Annotated in this window: 14 protein-coding genes, 2 tRNA genes and 1 pseudogene; 9 read left to right on the top strand and 8 right to left on the bottom strand. The window is 51.7% G+C overall.

Going from position 1 to position 16,298, the window contains the following annotated elements; all coding sequences use genetic code 11:
• Positions 1–129 precede the first annotated feature (129 nt).
• Positions 130–432 carry a putative quinol monooxygenase gene (locus MFLA_RS06020; protein ID WP_011479401.1) on the bottom strand — a complete coding sequence of 101 codons (303 nt, stop codon included), beginning with the start codon at positions 430–432 and terminating at the stop codon, positions 130–132.
• A gap of 201 nt (positions 433–633) precedes the next feature.
• Here MFLA_RS06020 and MFLA_RS15070 point away from each other — a divergent pair.
• Together MFLA_RS15070 and MFLA_RS15075 are read left to right on the top strand one after the other, a co-directional pair.
• Positions 634–1,080, top strand: a pseudogene (locus MFLA_RS15070) (AraC family transcriptional regulator); the annotation flags it as partial.
• Between the two features lie 123 nt (positions 1,081–1,203).
• Positions 1,204–1,512: a helix-turn-helix domain-containing protein gene (locus MFLA_RS15075; RefSeq protein WP_407635289.1), complete on the top strand. Its 309-nt coding sequence runs from the start codon at positions 1,204–1,206 to the stop codon at positions 1,510–1,512.
• Positions 1,513–1,592: 80 nt separating this feature from the next.
• On the opposite strand, the gene MFLA_RS14485 is transcribed toward MFLA_RS15075, so the two are convergent.
• The 5 genes from MFLA_RS14485 to MFLA_RS06050 all read right to left on the bottom strand — a co-directional run bounded on the left by MFLA_RS14485 (position 1,593) and on the right by MFLA_RS06050 (position 8,725).
• Positions 1,593–1,946, bottom strand: coding sequence for a hypothetical protein (locus MFLA_RS14485; RefSeq protein ID WP_195742097.1), 354 nt, complete (start codon positions 1,944–1,946; stop codon positions 1,593–1,595).
• A complete protein-coding gene (locus MFLA_RS06035) occupies positions 1,936–2,148 on the bottom strand; it encodes a helix-turn-helix transcriptional regulator (RefSeq protein WP_011479403.1) in 213 nt (70 codons plus the stop codon). The genes MFLA_RS14485 and MFLA_RS06035 overlap by 11 nt, the downstream gene beginning before the upstream one ends.
• A gap of 83 nt (positions 2,149–2,231) precedes the next feature.
• Positions 2,232–3,356, bottom strand: a complete 1,125-nt coding sequence (locus MFLA_RS06040) for a Fic family protein (protein ID WP_011479404.1) — start codon at positions 3,354–3,356, stop codon at positions 2,232–2,234.
• A 959-nt stretch (positions 3,357–4,315) separates the two neighbouring features.
• Complete coding sequence (locus MFLA_RS06045; RefSeq protein ID WP_048811586.1) at positions 4,316–6,523, bottom strand: EAL domain-containing protein; 2,208 nt, start codon at positions 6,521–6,523, stop codon at positions 4,316–4,318.
• A 9-nt stretch (positions 6,524–6,532) separates the two neighbouring features.
• On the bottom strand, positions 6,533–8,725 hold the full coding sequence (locus MFLA_RS06050; RefSeq protein ID WP_011479406.1) for an HDOD domain-containing protein: 2,193 nt from the start codon (positions 8,723–8,725) through the stop codon (positions 6,533–6,535).
• 479 nt (positions 8,726–9,204) lie between these two features.
• Between MFLA_RS06050 and MFLA_RS06055 the strand changes: the two genes are divergently transcribed.
• Entirely contained in the window at positions 9,205–9,570 is a 366-nt protein-coding gene (locus tag MFLA_RS06055) for a thioredoxin family protein (RefSeq protein ID WP_011479407.1), read from the top strand.
• A 37-nt stretch (positions 9,571–9,607) separates the two neighbouring features.
• On the opposite strand, the gene MFLA_RS06060 is transcribed toward MFLA_RS06055, so the two are convergent.
• Complete coding sequence (locus MFLA_RS06060; RefSeq protein WP_011479408.1) at positions 9,608–10,153, bottom strand: peroxiredoxin; 546 nt, start codon at positions 10,151–10,153, stop codon at positions 9,608–9,610.
• Positions 10,154–10,360: 207 nt separating this feature from the next.
• Between MFLA_RS06060 and MFLA_RS06065 the strand changes: the two genes are divergently transcribed.
• From MFLA_RS06065 to MFLA_RS14490, 6 genes are all read left to right on the top strand, one after another.
• Positions 10,361–10,436 (top strand) — tRNA-Val (locus MFLA_RS06065).
• A 59-nt stretch (positions 10,437–10,495) separates the two neighbouring features.
• Positions 10,496–10,572: transfer RNA gene (locus tag MFLA_RS06070), tRNA-Asp, on the top strand.
• 120 nt (positions 10,573–10,692) lie between these two features.
• Positions 10,693–11,079 (top strand): surface-adhesin E family protein, encoded by a 387-nt coding sequence (locus MFLA_RS06075; protein ID WP_011479409.1) that lies wholly within the window; start codon positions 10,693–10,695, stop codon positions 11,077–11,079.
• Between the two features lie 173 nt (positions 11,080–11,252).
• A complete protein-coding gene (locus MFLA_RS06080; protein ID WP_011479410.1) occupies positions 11,253–11,459 on the top strand; it encodes a cold-shock protein in 207 nt (68 codons plus the stop codon).
• A gap of 228 nt (positions 11,460–11,687) precedes the next feature.
• Positions 11,688–13,754: a glycogen debranching protein GlgX gene (gene glgX, locus MFLA_RS06085; RefSeq protein WP_011479411.1), complete on the top strand. Its 2,067-nt coding sequence runs from the start codon at positions 11,688–11,690 to the stop codon at positions 13,752–13,754.
• Positions 13,755–14,925: 1,171 nt separating this feature from the next.
• Positions 14,926–15,252, top strand: coding sequence for a hypothetical protein (locus tag MFLA_RS14490; protein WP_011479412.1), 327 nt, complete (start codon positions 14,926–14,928; stop codon positions 15,250–15,252).
• A gap of 157 nt (positions 15,253–15,409) precedes the next feature.
• Here the strand turns inward: MFLA_RS14490 and MFLA_RS06090 are convergent, their stop codons facing one another.
• Positions 15,410–15,847 carry a DUF3293 domain-containing protein gene (locus MFLA_RS06090; protein WP_011479413.1) on the bottom strand — a complete coding sequence of 146 codons (438 nt, stop codon included), beginning with the start codon at positions 15,845–15,847 and terminating at the stop codon, positions 15,410–15,412.
• Positions 15,848–16,298: the final 451 nt, after the last annotated feature.

The raw sequence follows: 16,298 nt of genomic DNA on the forward strand, positions 1-16,298 counted from the left end.
GGCTGCAATATTGCCCCCCAATCGCTGTGGAAGGTAGCTCCCTGGGCAAGTGCAATCGAGGGGGGACGCTGCGTAGGGCCGCGTGCCCCCCATCCTGCAGCGTGACCTGATTGAGTCAAGGCCGGGTTGTCATGCAGGCAGTTTGGCTGCAAGCACTTCGACCTTCTCGATATTGGGCGGAGAACTGAGCAAGGTCGCGGCGTTGGCCATCAAGGCCGCGGCGATCTGGCCGTTCAGATGTGCCTGACGACCTGCCTCATCGGCAAAGGCATCGAACACACCGAACGTCGAAGGGCCAAACTTCAATGCAAACCAGGCAGTGGTGCCGGACTCGGCGTTGGCGAGCGGCAGTGCGCTGGCCAGGAAGTCGGCAAGCGCAGCCTCCTGGCCGGGTTTAGCTTCGAGGCGAACAAACAGGGCGAGCTTGGTCATGCTGTATTCCTTTGGGTAAATGGAAAAGTGGGTGAAGGGATCGACGAGCCTGCAGTCTAAATCTTCATGACAGCCATCTCTATAGGCAATAATGACAACTTTGATATCATTGTTGCCATGAAACTCCACATCCTTGTTTGTGATGGCGTGTTTGATCTGGGGCTTGCGGCGCTCACTGACACAGTGGGCTTGGCCAATGCGATGTCGGGCTCGCTGCCACAGGCTCCCGCGCACATAGAGCTCACGCTGGTGGGCGTGCGGCGTCGCATCCGAACTGCGCAAGGCTTGACGGTCCCCGTGGTCACTGCGCGTGGTGTGCCGGAACCAGACGTCGTGCTCGTGCCCGCGTTTGGTGACAAGATGCCTAACACGCTCTCGGCTCGGCTCACACGCCCCGACGTGCCCGATGCGGTCGCCATGCTACAGCAGTGGTCCACCGCTGGCGCGCACCTTGGTGCCGCCTGCTCCGGTAGTTTCTTGCTTGCAGAGAGTGGCCTGCTTGATGGGCATCGTGCGACGACGTCATGGTGGCTGGGGCCGATGTTTCGGCAGCGCTATCCGAACGTCACGCTGGACGAGTCACGCATGATCGTGAACTCGACACGCTTCACTACCGCGGGTGCCGCTTTAGCCCACGTCGACTTGGCCTTGCGCATCATCCGGGGGCGCAGTCCAGCGCTGGCGGCTCTAGTGGCACGCTATCTGCTGGTCGAGGCACGCAGTTCGCAAGCCGAGTTCGTGATTCCCGACCACCTTGCACATGCCGACCCGATGGTGGAGCGCTTCGAGTGCTGGGCCAGACGTCAGCTCGCGAAGGGGTTCTCGCTGGCCGAGGCGGCCAGCGCCGTGGGCACAAGCGAGCGCACCTTGGCGCGGCGGCTGCAAAGCGTTTTGGGCAAGACACCGCTGTCGTATTTCCAGGACCTGCGCGTGGAGCATGCCGTGCATCTCTTGCGCACCGGAAACGCGAGCGTCGACCAAGTCGCCGCACAGGTCGGGTACTCGGATGGGGTGACCCTGCGGGCCCTGTTGCGCCGCAAGCTGGGCCGGGGTGTCAGGGAGTTGCGACGCGGTGGATGACCAGAAGCGTTTGGTGTATGTACGGCTGGAGACCGCCGGGAAACTGACGCAGGCCAAACGGCGCATTTGGACCTGACAAACTACTGCCCGCCACGGCGCGCAAGCTCCAGTTTGACCCCGGACAAAGTTTTGCTGGCAATGTCGTGGTTGAGCAAATCAATACCTTGATTGAGCAACGCTGTGCACTGACGATTCGGCGGCTCACCGACCCCGCCGCCGACAATGATGCAGCCGCCGAGCCCACCGTTTGAACTACCGTGCAGACACGGGTTCGATTCAGGGTTTGGGAATTGAACCGACATCCCATCGCAGACGAGTTTGATGCCCGTTTCCGGCGACTGAATCGCCCAGATGGCCGGCGGTGCCGCCGACGTTGCAAATCGTCGGTACTTGTCGATATCTACCGACGAATCGGAACATTCCTCAGCTGACACTGACCTGGGCCACCACGGTCTTGGTCGAGGTCGCCAGGCACGACTCCTCGTAGGCCTCAATGTCGGCCTGCCGGTAGAGCGCGCGCCCGCAGAGCTTCAGAAACTTGGGGCCGATCCCTGCGCTGCGCCAGCGTTCCAGGGTGGCCTCACTGATACACCAGCGAACAGCCAGTTGTTTTTGATTGAGGTGAGCGACTTCCATCTTGGTCTCCGTCCGAACGAGTTGGCAGGAGTCCATGAAGGCGCTGTTCCGGCCGCGAGCCAAGGCAATTCCAGGAAGTGCCGCTACTCGGGCAGATCATTCAGCTCGTAGCTGGTGCTACGCCCGCCGGCATCCGATTTGCGCAGCACGCCCCGCGTCAGCAGATCGTTGATGTCGCGCAGTGCCGTGTCCGGCGAGCATTTGGCGATGGCCGCCCACTTGCTGCTGGTGAGCTTGCCCTCGAAACCATCGAGCAGCTTGCTCAGCAATTTCACCTGCCGCTCGTTCAACGGGGTCGTCGCCCAGCGCTGCCAGAACCGCGCTTTCGTCAGGACAGCGTCCAGCGTGTGCTGGGCCTGGTCGACGGCGCGATGAAGCGTGTCGAGGAACCAGGCAAGCCACTCGGTGACATCCATCGACCGCTTCTGCGTCCTCTCCAGGATGTCGTAGTAAGCCTTGCGTTCGCGCTGGATCTGCGCCGACAAACTGTAGAAGCGTTGCGGGCTGCCATCGGCACGCGCCAGCATCAGATCGCCAATGGCCCGGGCGATACGGCCATTGCCATCATCGAATGGATGCAGAGTGACGAACCACAGATGGCCAAGGCCTGCCTTGAGCAGTGGCGGTTCGTTTGATGTGCCATTCAGCCAGTCGAGGAAGCGGCTGGTTTCGGTCTCGAGGCGATCGGCCGGCGGTGCTTCGAAATGCACCCGCTGGCGGCCGATGGGTCCGGACACCACCTGCATCGGGCCGGTGGCATCGTCGCGCCAGCCGCCGACGTTGATCTTGGAGAGCCCAGAATAGCCGGTAGGAAACAGTGCGGCATGCCAGCCGAACAGACGCTCACGCGACACCAGTGCCTGGCAGTTGGCGGTGGCATCAAGCACCATCTCGACCACGCCTTCGACATGCCGATCGACCGGAGCGAGCGCGCCGATGTCAACGCCCAACCTGCGGGCGATGGACGAGCGCACGGATTCAACGTTGAGCTGCTCGCCTTCGATCTCGCTGGTCTTGACTACGTCCTCGGTGAGCGCCGCGAGACTCGCTTGGTCACGCAAGGCCATGCCGACGTCAGCCAGACGCCCCATCAAGAGCCCTTGGGCACGACTGACCTCAGCCATGGGCTCGGCCAGCGCCGCCAGGTCGAAGCGCCAGTTTGGCCAGTCACCGGCCTGCCAGATGTATTTGTATTCGCCGCTATTCATGCGGAGATTATGGGCTGCAATCTCCGCTCGCGCAAGTCAATCGCCGCGCATTGTGCGGTGAATTTGGTCACCATTCGCCGCATGACGGATCGCCTTGCCCCAGGAATGGGTGTAAATGGGTGTGTTATTGGCTGTGGCAACGGACGCGGGTTCAGTTCCCGTTTCGAGAATTGAACTGGCCACGGAAAGCAGACGAGGTTGAGGCCGTATTCCGACTACCAATCAGTCCGAAAAACCTGCTTGATCGTCCACTGCCGAAGGGCGTACCGACTGGCTTTTCGATCGAGTTCGCACTGGTTCGCAGCAACCCGCAGCGCTTCGATTCCGTACTTTCAATAGTCGTTTGATACGGGGTACCATCCCACCACCAAATACCTGTTCAATGCAATTCGGAGCAGTACACAAAACCCCGGTAAATCCTAGTGATTCCGGGGTTTTTTGTTGAATACTATTCAGTCCCATCCATTGATACCCTGCAAATTAATGGGGTAACTTTGGGGGTGGCTCACTTACCTCAATCTGGAGTTACCCCATAATGGCCTGAATGACGCGGCATTGCATAAAGCAAGCCTAAGGCAAAAGGGCTGTAAGCTCTATGATGAAGCGGACCCGCTCATTCAACCTACCCCTGCCGATGTAAGGGGTGTTTCAGGTGTCGAACCACGGCAAAGAAAAGCTGCTTTTCCCTGATATTTCGCTGCTTTTGGCACGCGAACGCAGGGAGTGAGGAGGCTGAAAAGCTGCTTGCCCAGAATATTGATCTGGAGAACATCTTGAGCAGCCAAATTGCCAGTTACCGATTCAATGCCATGCTAGAGTAGCCCATCAAACTCGAGTAAACGCTCTGCCCTTCTAGGACAATGCAATGTTTCTTTATCCAACGGCGCCACGGCGAGTCAACGAGAAACCCATTCATGACCATCGGTTTTTATATGTTAGATGGTTGGTTGTGTGGATTATCAATGCTGCGTGATCAACGCGTCGTCAGGTTCGCCATTTTTGTGAAACAGGTTGGCTTGACGCTTGAGCAGTGTGGTGATGTTCTGGGCGGGTAGGGGTTTGCTGAACAGGTAGCCTTGCATTATGTTGCAGCCCATTTTGTGCAGGGTTTTCATTTGTTGTAAGGTTTCCACGCCTTCTGCGATCAGATCCAGCTTGAAGCCTTTTGCAATTCCTGAAATGGCCGTGATGATGGGCACGCTTTCGTCATGGGTGTTGATGTCGCCCACGAAGGATTTATCGATCTTGATGTTGTGGATGGGGAATTGCCTCAGGTAGGACAGGGATGAGTAGCAAGTGCCGAAATCATCCAGGGCGATTCTGATGCCGTGTTTGCCCAGTGCCTTGAGTTTCGCTACTGTGTTTTCGAGATCTCTGACCAGCAGGTTTTCGGTAATCTCAATCTCAAAGAATTCTGGTTTCAGGTGATGCGACTGAATGTAGCTCAGTGTCTTGGAGACAAAGCTCTCTTCTTCCACCAGTTGCGGCGATACGTTGAGTGCAAGTCTGAAGTTCAGTAAGCCTGCGGCCTCCCACAGTTGCATCTGCTTGCAGGCTTCCCCCAGCAGCATTTCGCTGAGTGAGAAAATCAATCCTGTTTCTTCGGCAAGCGGGATGAATTCCGTGGGAGAGATGATGCCGAGCTCGGGATGATGCCAGCGTGCAAGCGCTTCAAGGCCGATGATCTTGCGCGTTTCTACATCGACTTGGGGCTGGTAGTGCAACATGATTTGCTTTTTCTCGATCGCACGCCTGAGCTCGTTTTCCATGGAGAGCTTCTTGTGGAACATGGCATTCATGCTGGCTTCATAGTATTGATAGCCATTTTTGCCACGCCATTTGACGTGATACATGGCGATGTCCGCGCTCTTGATCAGCGTTTCGATCGTATCACCATGGTCTGGGTATAGTGCGATGCCGATACTGGAGGAGATGAAGATTTCGCGTTCGTCCAACAGGAATGGGCGCTTGAGCTCATCCACAATTTTGGCCGCCACCAGGCTGGCGTCTTCTGGCTGTTGTAAGTCGTGCAGCAGCAGTGTGAACTCGTCTCCGCCCATGCGCGCCAGGGTATCTTGTGCGCGCAGACACCCTGAGAGTCGCTGTGCGACATGCTTGAGCAATTCGTCGCCATAAAAGTGCCCCAAGGTGTCGTTGACCCATTTGAACCGGTCTAGATCCAGGAACATGATGGCGAGTTGCTGTTGGTTGCGCTTGGCATGGTTCAAGGCCACATTGAGGCGATCTTTGAACAGGGCGCGATTGGGTAGGCCTGTCAAGGTATCGTGATAAGCCTGGCGGGTGATGACTTCTTCCACTTTTTTTCTGTCGCTGATATCGCGGGCGACGCCATAAGTGCCACTGAACGGAGTGCCTGATTCATGGGTGCCCCCGTAAGTCCCTGTTGCATTCAGGACGACAGTGATGAAGTTGATTTCAAAATGCCGTATGTCAGATTCCAGGTCCTTGCATTTCAAGCGCAGCTCTATGTTGCGTGTGGCACGGTTGCCGGTGCGGCGCTCATTGAATGCATACGAGGCGCGATCAAAGTCGTCGCTGTAAATGATTTCTGTATAGTGCTTGCCAATCAGGGATTCGCGCCTGTAGCCAAGAAGCGTTTCAACCCGGTGATTGATAAAGGTGAAATGGCCGCTGTCATCCAGGGTGTAAATAATGTCGGGTGAACTATTCACTAGGTAGCGGTACAGGTTTTCGGATTCCTCGAGCCTGGCATGGATGCTGCGGTTCTGCGTTTCTAGGCGCGATTTCTCGATCGCGTTTTCAATGGTATGCAGCAATTCTTCAGGTTGATAGGGCTTGCGCAAGAAGTCATAGGCACCCAGACGCATGGCCTCGATAGCGGCATTGAGAGTCTTTGTTCCACTGATGACGATGACCGGTGGAGGTGCCGAATAGGTGGCAAGCTCGGTCAGGACATCGAAGCCATTCATGTCTGGCATGGAGAGGTCGAGGAGCACGAGGTCGAACTTGATATCCATCACCAATTGCAGTGCATCTTCGCCCGAAGAGCATATTTCAGCGTTGTAGCCATGTAACTGCAGCAATTGCTGCAGGCTCTGCGCCAGGCGTTCGTTGTCGTCGACAATCAACAGAGTGGGCCTTGACATCAGTTTGTTCACGACTTGCGAAGGGTTGGAAGCAGCCATTGGTTTGCCTTAGTTGATCAGCTTGGAGTGCGGGTTGGCTTGGATGGGCAGGCGGATATCAAAGGTCGTTCCGGTACTGGAGGTGCGGCAGGCGATACTGCCGCACAATCCTTTGACTAGATCGTGGCTGATGGAAAGCCCGATACCGCCATGTTCTCCGCCTTTGGTGCTTTCCACAGGTGTGAATAGCTTGCTGAGCACGCTTTCAGGGATGCCTGGCCCAGTGTCGCTGATCTGGATCAGGATGCCCTGGCCTGATCCAGATTGGTTTTCCAGGAAGGTGGAAATACTGAGTTCGCCACCTTCGGGCATGGCCTCTGCCGCGTTACGGATCAAATTGACCAGCACTTGCCGCACCTGGTAAGGGATGGTCGTGATTTTAGGCAGGTTGGGATAGAGGTTGAGCGTGACTTTTATGCCTGCAGGCTGTAGGTAGGTCTGGCGATGCAAGGCAAGAAGGTCCTGGATCAGTTGGTTGATGTCCGTACTGGCGGCGATATGTTCCTGTTCTCCGGAATATAGGTTGCCGATCAGCGAACCAACGCGGTCGATTTCTTCGTTCACAATCGCAATGTCGCGGTTTGGTATGCCATTCAGCAGCATTTTTTGCTCCAGAATGGCGAGGTAATTCTTGATGGTAGAAAGGGGAGTGCTGGTTTCATGAACAAAGCGCTTGAGGCGTTCTTCATGCACGGCTGCCTCAAGCTCGGGATCTGCCGGTTTTTGATCCGGCAGCAGGCGGGACGCCACGATTCTAGCAAGGGCGGCTTGCACATTCAGCTGCTGTTTGGCGATCAGGAATTCCGCCTGGTTCAGGGCGAACACCATGACGCCGACGAGGGTGTCTTTAGCAAACATGGGGAAGCAGAGCATGCCTTCCACACCACATAGTCGCATGATTTGCTGGTCTGGCAATGAAGGCTTGAACCCGTCAAATGCCTGAAAGCTGTGACAGTACGATTTCTTGATCCAGGCAGCGGTGATAATACTGGTGGAAGGTTTGATCGGGAACTGGAAGCTTTCGATCCAGCCTTGATCCTCTGCAATGGGTTTGCCTGAGAGGTGTTGCCTGGCTTCGTCCGGTACGAACAGCAATACTTCCCGGGCATTGCAGAGTAACCTGGACAGTTTGGACAAGAGCTCAAAAAAGCCGTCTTGCTGACCCACCTGCAGACAGGTGGATTCCAGGTGATTGATCAAGGCGGTATCCATCACGCCCTTGACTAACTTGTTCTTGCTGAAAGGAGGTGAGGTAGCAGGAGGGGAGCTGAAGTTTTTGCTGAGTGCCTCCACCAATGCCTCAATGTCTGGCTCTTGCCTATCCCAGTCATGCTGGCTGGTATGGGCTGCGCCTACATTGATGCCGAGCGAGTCGGAAAGGATATGCACCTGCGAGATTCCCAGGCTCATGAGTTCATTGATGACGTCGCTATCTAGCTGGAACCACTTTTTTGCAACAATCAGCGCCGATTGGCGTTCCGGTCTTCGTTCTATCAGCAGCAGGTTGGCCAGGTAGACGATCTTGACCAATGCTGGCGTATGTTCCAGCTGCGTGACTGACAAGTGGTGGTACGCCACTGCATCCTCAAGGAAGGACTTGATATTCCAGTTGCGGATGATCCAGGCACCGAGCTCGCAATGGTCTATGCCGAAATGCGCAACCTCGCTTTCCAGGTAGCCAGGAAGCGAATCGTCTATGGCAAAGAATGGCGGGTACTTGTGCTTGAAGCCGGCAAGTAGGCCAAGCCTGCCGATGTTGTGCAACAGTCCTGCGACATAGGCTTCGTCGGGAGAGGCTGTTTCTGTGTGAGTGGCGAGCGATTTTGCGATCACCGCGCAGCGCAGGGAATGATACCAGTAGTGCTCAATGTCCTGGTTGCTCTGTTCATAGTAGTCATTGAACATGCGCTGGCAGATGATACTCAGCGTCAACATTTTGACCATGTCCCAGCCCAGAATGACGATGCCACTACGGATTGACAGCACCGGATGGTGATTGCGGCGATAGGCGGCGGAATTCGCGATCTCCAGCACGCGGGCGCTGATGACAACATCCATTTCAACCAGGTTGGCTAATTGCTCCAGCCCCGAATTTTCGTCCTGCAACGTTTCCAGCAGTTTGGTGAGGACCTGCGGAACGGAAGGTAATGCGCTGATGGTGGCGTTATTCAGAACAATTTGGGCTCCTGCTGCACTGCACATTCTCTACATGTTCCCCAATTTAGATGTGTTGCATGGTAGGCCAGCTAGTGATTATTGGTGTTGTATATGTTGTTGTATCTAGCTTTGTTTCCGGTGTGAGCCGTTGAGACGGCGCTATAACGTAAGGCCCTATTATCATTCAAGATTCATTTTAAATGGTCGGTATCATCACTGGCAATGACTCTTAAGAAAGTACTTTAACATTGCATGCCAAGATAGGTTAATACTTTTTGTACGCAATGTCTTGGTATCTTAGGCAATAACGGCTCTCACGCCCTTTTGTTTAGGCTGGGACAGTACATTTTTCATTGTACAGCCTTGTATGACATTGCCATGACGGGCGGTGTGGCTATCCGTCAGTCAAACTCCCAGGCTATGGCAGGAATATTTGACCTTGTCTGCGCGAGATGCCTGGCTTTAGACTCATGACGCAAGGTAGACCAACAATCCATCATCATGAATAGAATCCTGGAGTCCTCATGGCTGTGCAGCATTTGAACAAGCGTAATTTCAAGCAGACGATGGAACACAATCCATTTGTCATCGTCGATTTCTGGGCGACCTGGTGCGAGCCCTGCGTGGTGTTTAAGCCGGTGTTCGAGGCAGCTTCTGAAGCCTATCCCGATGTAGTCTTTGCCATGGTCAATGTTGATGATGAACCTGAGATCAGCAGTTACTTTCATGTGAAGCAGATCCCTGCTTTGATGGCGGTCCGAGACCAAATCTTGGTAGATGCGCAGGTCGGGAAAATGAGTCGCTCCGAGTTGGAAAATGCGATTCAGTCATGGGCTGGCTTTGATGTGACCGATATCCGCCGCCACTTCAGTGAAAAGGCGCTGCCATAGCCATGGGCGCCAAGAAACGCCGGGCTCCCGGTGCTGCTTAATGAGGCTGCGCAGTCTTGAGCTGCTTCAGGTCGTCTATGATTTCTTGGGAGTGGCGCGACGTGTCCACTTTCAGGTAAGTCTTGGCAATGTTGCCCTGAGGGTCGATCAGGAAGGTATAGCGTTTTGCGATCTTGATGATTCCCAGGTTGGTCAGTGCGCCATAACTGTCGGCTACTTTGCCATCGCTATCAGAGAGCAGGGGGAATGGTAGGCTGTATTTATCCGCAAACTTGGCATGCGACTCCGGGTCGTCTACGCTGATGCCGATCACTTTTGCACCCAATTTTTCCAGTTGAAACAAGTCATCCCTGAAACTGCAAGCTTCTTTTGTGCACCCAGGAGTATCGTCCTTGGGGTAGAAATACAGCACTAGCCATTGGCCCGCATAATCCGTGAGCCGGTGTTGTGCTTTCTTGGCATCCAGCAGTGTGAAACCGGGGGCAGGCGAGCCTGGTTGGGGAACGGATGCGGCATGAGCCGGACGTAAGATGATGAAGGCTGCCAAGCCTATCATGAGTAGGATAGAAAGAGTTTTCAGCATGATGTCTCCGGGAAGTGCGCAGGTGTTATGGGTTGACCAAGGCCAGTTTTCTGAGCAAGTCATTGAATTTGAATGGTATCGACTTAGTATAACGCGTCAAGATGAAATGATTGAGTTTTTGCGGCTCTGCGAATCCTGACAAAAAATTTATTTGGCCTCTTCCCAAATCAAAAAAATGCTGTAGAATGCCGCTCCTCAGTCAGGCACGGGTGATTAGCTCAGTTGGTAGAGCGTCGCCCTTACAAGGCGAATGTCGGCGGTTCGACCCCGTCATCACCCACCATCCCATGCCTGGTGAAAAGTAGTGAAGCCATCAGGCATGACAACCTGATGCAGGGTCATGGAGCGGTAGTTCAGTTGGTTAGAATACCGGCCTGTCACGCCGGGGGTCGCGGGTTCGAGCCCCGTCCGCTCCGCCAGAAAAAGCGAACCTTCGGGTTCGCTTTTTTGTTTTCTTATGCGTATGCGTCATTTGACTGATATGCATGTCCGTTTGCTATGTAGCAATATGGTGCTCACCATAATGGGAGTTGCCGCCTATGTATCCATATATTGTGTTATCTGCAGCCTTGTTATTGGCTCCGGCCCATGCTCTCGCCACAGAGTGGGAGTTATTGGTCAAGAAAGCTGAAGTCGACTTATCTGTCGATCTCGATTCTTACGATGAGAAAGGCGCATATTCTTCGATACTCGCCAAGCGTGAGGTGCGAGGGAAACAGGCATTTGCCAAGCAGATGAAGCTGGAATTCGATTGCAGCAAGGAGACTTACCGCACGCTTGCCACTGTGTCCTTTGATGCTAAAGGCAAGTTGTTGAGCCAGACTGCAGGTTCCCGTGAGTTCCAGCCTTTGCTCCATGATGAGGAAATCAGGACCATTGCGAGCCTGGTATGCCAAGTCAGGCGTATGGTGAATCCATCATCTTGATAAAAGGTAGGCAAGCGGCGCCAAATTCAATTTTATTTGTAATTATTGATTGACATATCGGTAATAAGCACGTAAAACCCTTATTCAAGGTGTTTGAACTTTATATTTTTTACAGAATTTGAAATACAAACTTTTGGGGCGCCTTCCCCACATTGAAATGATTGGAATAAATTATGGCAACAGGTATAGTTAAGTGGTTCAACGATAGCAAGGGCTTTGGCTTCATTACTCCCGATGAAGGCGGCAGCGATTTGTTTGCACATTTCTCCGCTATCGTAAACGAAGGCGGTTACAAGAGCCTGGCAGAAAACCAGCGCGTCAGTTTTGACGTGACAGATGGCCCCAAGGGCAAGCAAGCCAGCAATATCAAGCCTGAGTAATGTTCTGCACATTATGGTGAACTCGCGGAGTGAATGATCATTCCCGATGAGGTTCATGAAATGCCCGGCATGTCCGGGCATTTTTACGCGCATCGATTATGTGGGGCATACCATAAAACTGCTAAAGCATCACAGTAATCATTTCCTACATGACCAAGGCTGAGCCTCTGACAGGCAAAATCAGGTTGGTCTATTACATTCAAGCCATATCAATCCGGCCATGATGTTATGAGCACTCTTAAAGAAGGCAGACCCTATCCGCGTGGAGCCCATTTTGACGGCAAAGGCACAAACTTTGCGTTGTTTTCTGATCATGCCTCCAGCGTAACGCTGTGCTTGTTCGATGCGCAGGGCGAATCGGAAACTGAGCGCGTCACCTTGAAGGAGTGCACGAATGGCGTCTGGCACGGATACCTTGAGGGTATCAAGCCAGGGCAATTATATGGATACAGGGTGGACGGCGTCTGGGCGCCAGCAGAAGGCTTGCGTTTCAATCATAACAAGCTATTGCTCGACCCTTATGCGCGCAAGCTTTCCGGCCAGATTAAATGGGACAACGCGCTGTTTGGCTATACCATCAGTGACGATCCGGATGCCGATCTGCACATGGACGAGCGCGACAGTGCCAAGTTCATGCCCAAGGCCATTGTTGTCAAGCCAGATGTCCTGACCAAGTCGCCCAAGCCCGATATTCGCTGGCCCAAGACCATCATCTATGAGGCCCATGTCCGCGGCCTGACCATGCAGCATCCCTTGATCCCGAATGATATCCGTGGAACATTCGCAGCCCTCAGTGATTCTGCCATTATCAGCCATTTGCAGCGCATAGGTGTCACTGCCATCGAGTTGATGCCGATTCACGCTTTCGCGCAGGACCGCCATCTCCTCGATCGCAACCTGTCCAATTACTGGGGTTACAACACCCTGGCGTATTTTGCACCCGAGCCGTCTTACCTGGGGTCTGGGGCACTAGAGGAAATTGCCAAGACAGTGGATGCCCTGCATGATGCGGGGATAGAGGTGATACTCGATGTGGTCTATAACCATACCTGCGAGGGCAACCATCTAGGCCCTACCTTGTGCTGGAAAGGAATAGACAACCTGAGCTATTACAAGGAGCTGCCAGGCAATCCACGCTATTACGACAACCTCACCGGCTGCGGCAATGCGCTCAATACCTCGCACCCCAAAGTGATGCAGATGATCATGGACAGCCTGCGGCTATGGGCTTCCGTCTATGGTGTCGACGGCTTCCGTTTTGACTTGGCGCTGACGCTGGGCAGAAATGAAAATGGCTTCAACCGCGACCATGCATTATTCCATGCCATGCTGCAGGATCCGATACTGACCCGTTGTAAATTGATTGCGGAGCCGTGGGATGTCGGTCCGGGCGGCTTCCAGCTCGGCTCGTTCCCGCCGGGATTTTCCGAGTGGAACGGCGACTATCGCGATGTCACCCGCCAGTTCTGGGCAGGGAAGGAAGGCATGTTGTCGCGCTTTGCCAGCCGTTTCGCCGCGTCTAGCGACTTGTTCAACGACCAGCACCGGCGTCCGTGGTCCAGCGTGAACTTTATTACGGCGCACGACGGCTTCACCCTGCACGATCTCGTTTCCTACAACGAGAAGCATAATGAGGCCAATGGCGAGAACAACCAGGACGGCGCCAATGACAATCATAGCTGGAACTGTGGCCATGAAGGAGAGACGGATCAGGAAGACATCCTGGCACTCAGGGCCCAGCAAAAGCGTAATTTTCTCACTACGCTTTTTTTATCTCAAGGCATCCCGATGCTACTTGCAGGTGATGAGCTCAACAATAGCCAGCAAGGCAATAACAATGCCTATTGTCAGGACAATGAGATCGGCTGGGTCAACTGGGAGAATGCCGATGATGCCCTGATTGATTTTGTCGGTGAGCTGGCACGCCTGCGTAAGGAACATAATGCAATCTCGCGCGCCGAGTTTGTCACGGGCAAGCTGAATGAACATGGCAATTCCGATGTGGCCTGGTTCAATGTCAATGGTGAACCCATGAGCAATGAGGATTGGAATGATCCTTGCAATAAAGCCATGGCGGTCAAATTCGTACCGCCTGATAAAACAGGGCACGCAATACTGGTCATGCTCAATGCCTCACATGTGACAGTGCCAGCCCGGATCCCGTATTGTGACAGCTACGATTGGAAACTGCTCCTGGATACCCCATTGAAACCGATTCCCAACCAGCAGGGTGAGGAACTGGTATTGGAGCCGCGCTCTATCTATGTTTATGAAGGCAGGCTAATCTCCAGATGACAGTAATCACACCACATTTACTTACACAGTTTCCCTACTTTCGAGCTTGTTACAGAACATTTTGATGGAAGACTTCATGGGGTCCCCTTGCGGCCTTCGATGGTAATCTTTCCAGCATGCGGCAATCGCTGAATTGTCATAGTGAATTGTCGGGCCGGAAGAAGTGTGTGCATGCTTATACGCGGAAAACATCAGTGTAGAAAAAATAATCGCCAGTAACCAGAAGCACTTTATCCGCCTTTTCTTCTTGTATCCACAAGATGGACAGGACATATCCAATACTCCCGCCTTTCTACCACATTTCTGGCAATAAGTAGCCGTCATGAGCCAACCCCCGGTCTGAACTTTTTGAATGCTGAATGAGTGTTTTCTTCATGTTAAAAGAGTGGCATGCCAGAACACTGTAAGAAGATGTCTAATTTAAGGAGAGGAAATACTTAGCAGAGCAATAAAAAGAGGATAAATATTGAAGCAAGCACCGTCAGGACTTCGGGAGCAACTATAGCCCTAGGAAAAGACTGACATCTAAATCAGCGTAACCTTCTTCGAAATCATCATGCCTAGTTATATGATGCCTCTACTGCCACCATAGAAAAGGAGTGCATCGTGTTTAAATTCAACCTGACTGAAATCACTATTCTATGCATTGCCATGTCGTGGCTGACATACAATTTTTTGGTTCTCTAGATAAAATTTCCCGGGCAACGCAGTAAGCTTCATGTATGGCTCTCCAAATTCTTATGCAGAGTGTGATCAGTACATGTGAGACAAGGTAATGCGTACTTGAGACTCCTATTATTGAAGGCATACTCAGTCATATGCCATCGTTACTCAGGTAAAATCATGTCAGAATTTTCCTGCAGAAGAATAGGGATGAGGCCGATAAAAAATCTGTAAATACATGGTTACAATAGTTTCGCTGATTGGCTCAGACTGAGCTGGTTCCCCCGGCAAGGATCACTTATATACGGACAATAAGGGATTGAGCTGATCAGCACTAATACGAGGAGTCAATCTCACTTTAATATCCATATTGTAATGGCAAAAAAATCGAGGAAGGATTAAGGCAGCGCCATTGTGGATTGATGGTCAGGTTTATAGATCGTCAGTATGTCAGGAAGTTTATTGACTAAGTTGTTTTGATCACTATTGCCAACAGGATGGGATATCAATGAAATGGATAGTCATCGCTACAGATAAGACTAAAAAATTATTCTCGTTGAAATCTTATTCCACGGGAAAGTATTCTGTCATCGAAGCTCCGCAGAATTTAGAATTGAATTTTCACGACTCAGTATTTGGTGATTTTTCTTCAGTGGGCTTTCGTTTCATGGAGAAATCCAATGGTCAGAAATTTTTAGTCGAGGTGAGACTGGCTAACGTAGGCATGGTGGAAGCATTGAAAACCACCCTGAGTCATGGAATTACACCCCGCTTGCAAGGGAAATCTTCCCCTGGCGTAAGCCATCCTTTATCTGGAACTGGCAATGAACCATAGCCTAACTTCTGGCATGGAAGAAGTGAGATGCAGGATGAGAACTTGATGAAGCTAAGGCTAAGGATCTTATTTGCAGCGACTGCTGAAAACAATAGCGCTTAGAGACTATCAACACGCAGAATAATGATTTAAAGTTTTCAATCAATCATCTCTTTTTTTACTGCAGAAGAATCAATTTTGCAACTCCTCCTTTTTCATAAAACACAATTGCATTTTGTTTGTAATGTTTTCCAATTTCTTTTGCGGTATCTAGATCAATATCGATCACAATAAAGTTCTTTTCCGGCCACTCGCCATGTGTTGACTTGGATAGGCCCTGCTTGAAGCTAATAAAGCGTTGCCTAAGTTCATTGCCAAGTTTCTCAGTATTCTGGATATTGATCATCTCATCTGTAGGGTTGCTGAGTGGATTGAATGCAGAGATGATGGCCATGGTAGTAGCTGCATGCTGTTGCAGAATATTATCCATCTCTTGACTATGGCTCCCAATCTTCATTACAAAAGAATATGAATCACATTCCACAACATAATCTGCATCGGAATAGGCTGCAATCAACTTTTCAGGTAAAACGGTTTCTTTTAATGAATCATTCATCACTGCTCCAGTGTGTGTAAAGGCTGTCATTGTTCTGAAGAGATATATTGCCGAAATATAAAATAATTTTATAAAGGCTATATTATTGACTGTCAATATGGATTATTGATCAGGTTTTTAATATGAGAAAAATGTGATTGGAAATTAAATTGATGAAGCAAAAATTTTAATGTTTATGTATTTTCTAGATCTGGCGATTAACAGTAGACTTAAACCAAGATGCTCATGGGATAAATAAATATACGAAATTTTTGATCATATAGTACGCGGTGAAGGCAACTTCATGGTATTCAATGTAAAACCCTAAAAAGAAAGGAATAAATCCTAGTAGTGGATCATGATTTTTCTCACTATTTCATGCAGTGAGCGTGTATATTATCCAGCGACATATAATTGTAAAGAAAAGAATGTATTTTATCGCTCTTACAGCAGTGAGTTGAGGGGTGTGTCA

The organism is Methylobacillus flagellatus KT (assembly GCF_000013705.1).
Classification (GTDB): Bacteria; Pseudomonadota; Gammaproteobacteria; order Burkholderiales; family Methylophilaceae; genus Methylobacillus; species Methylobacillus flagellatus.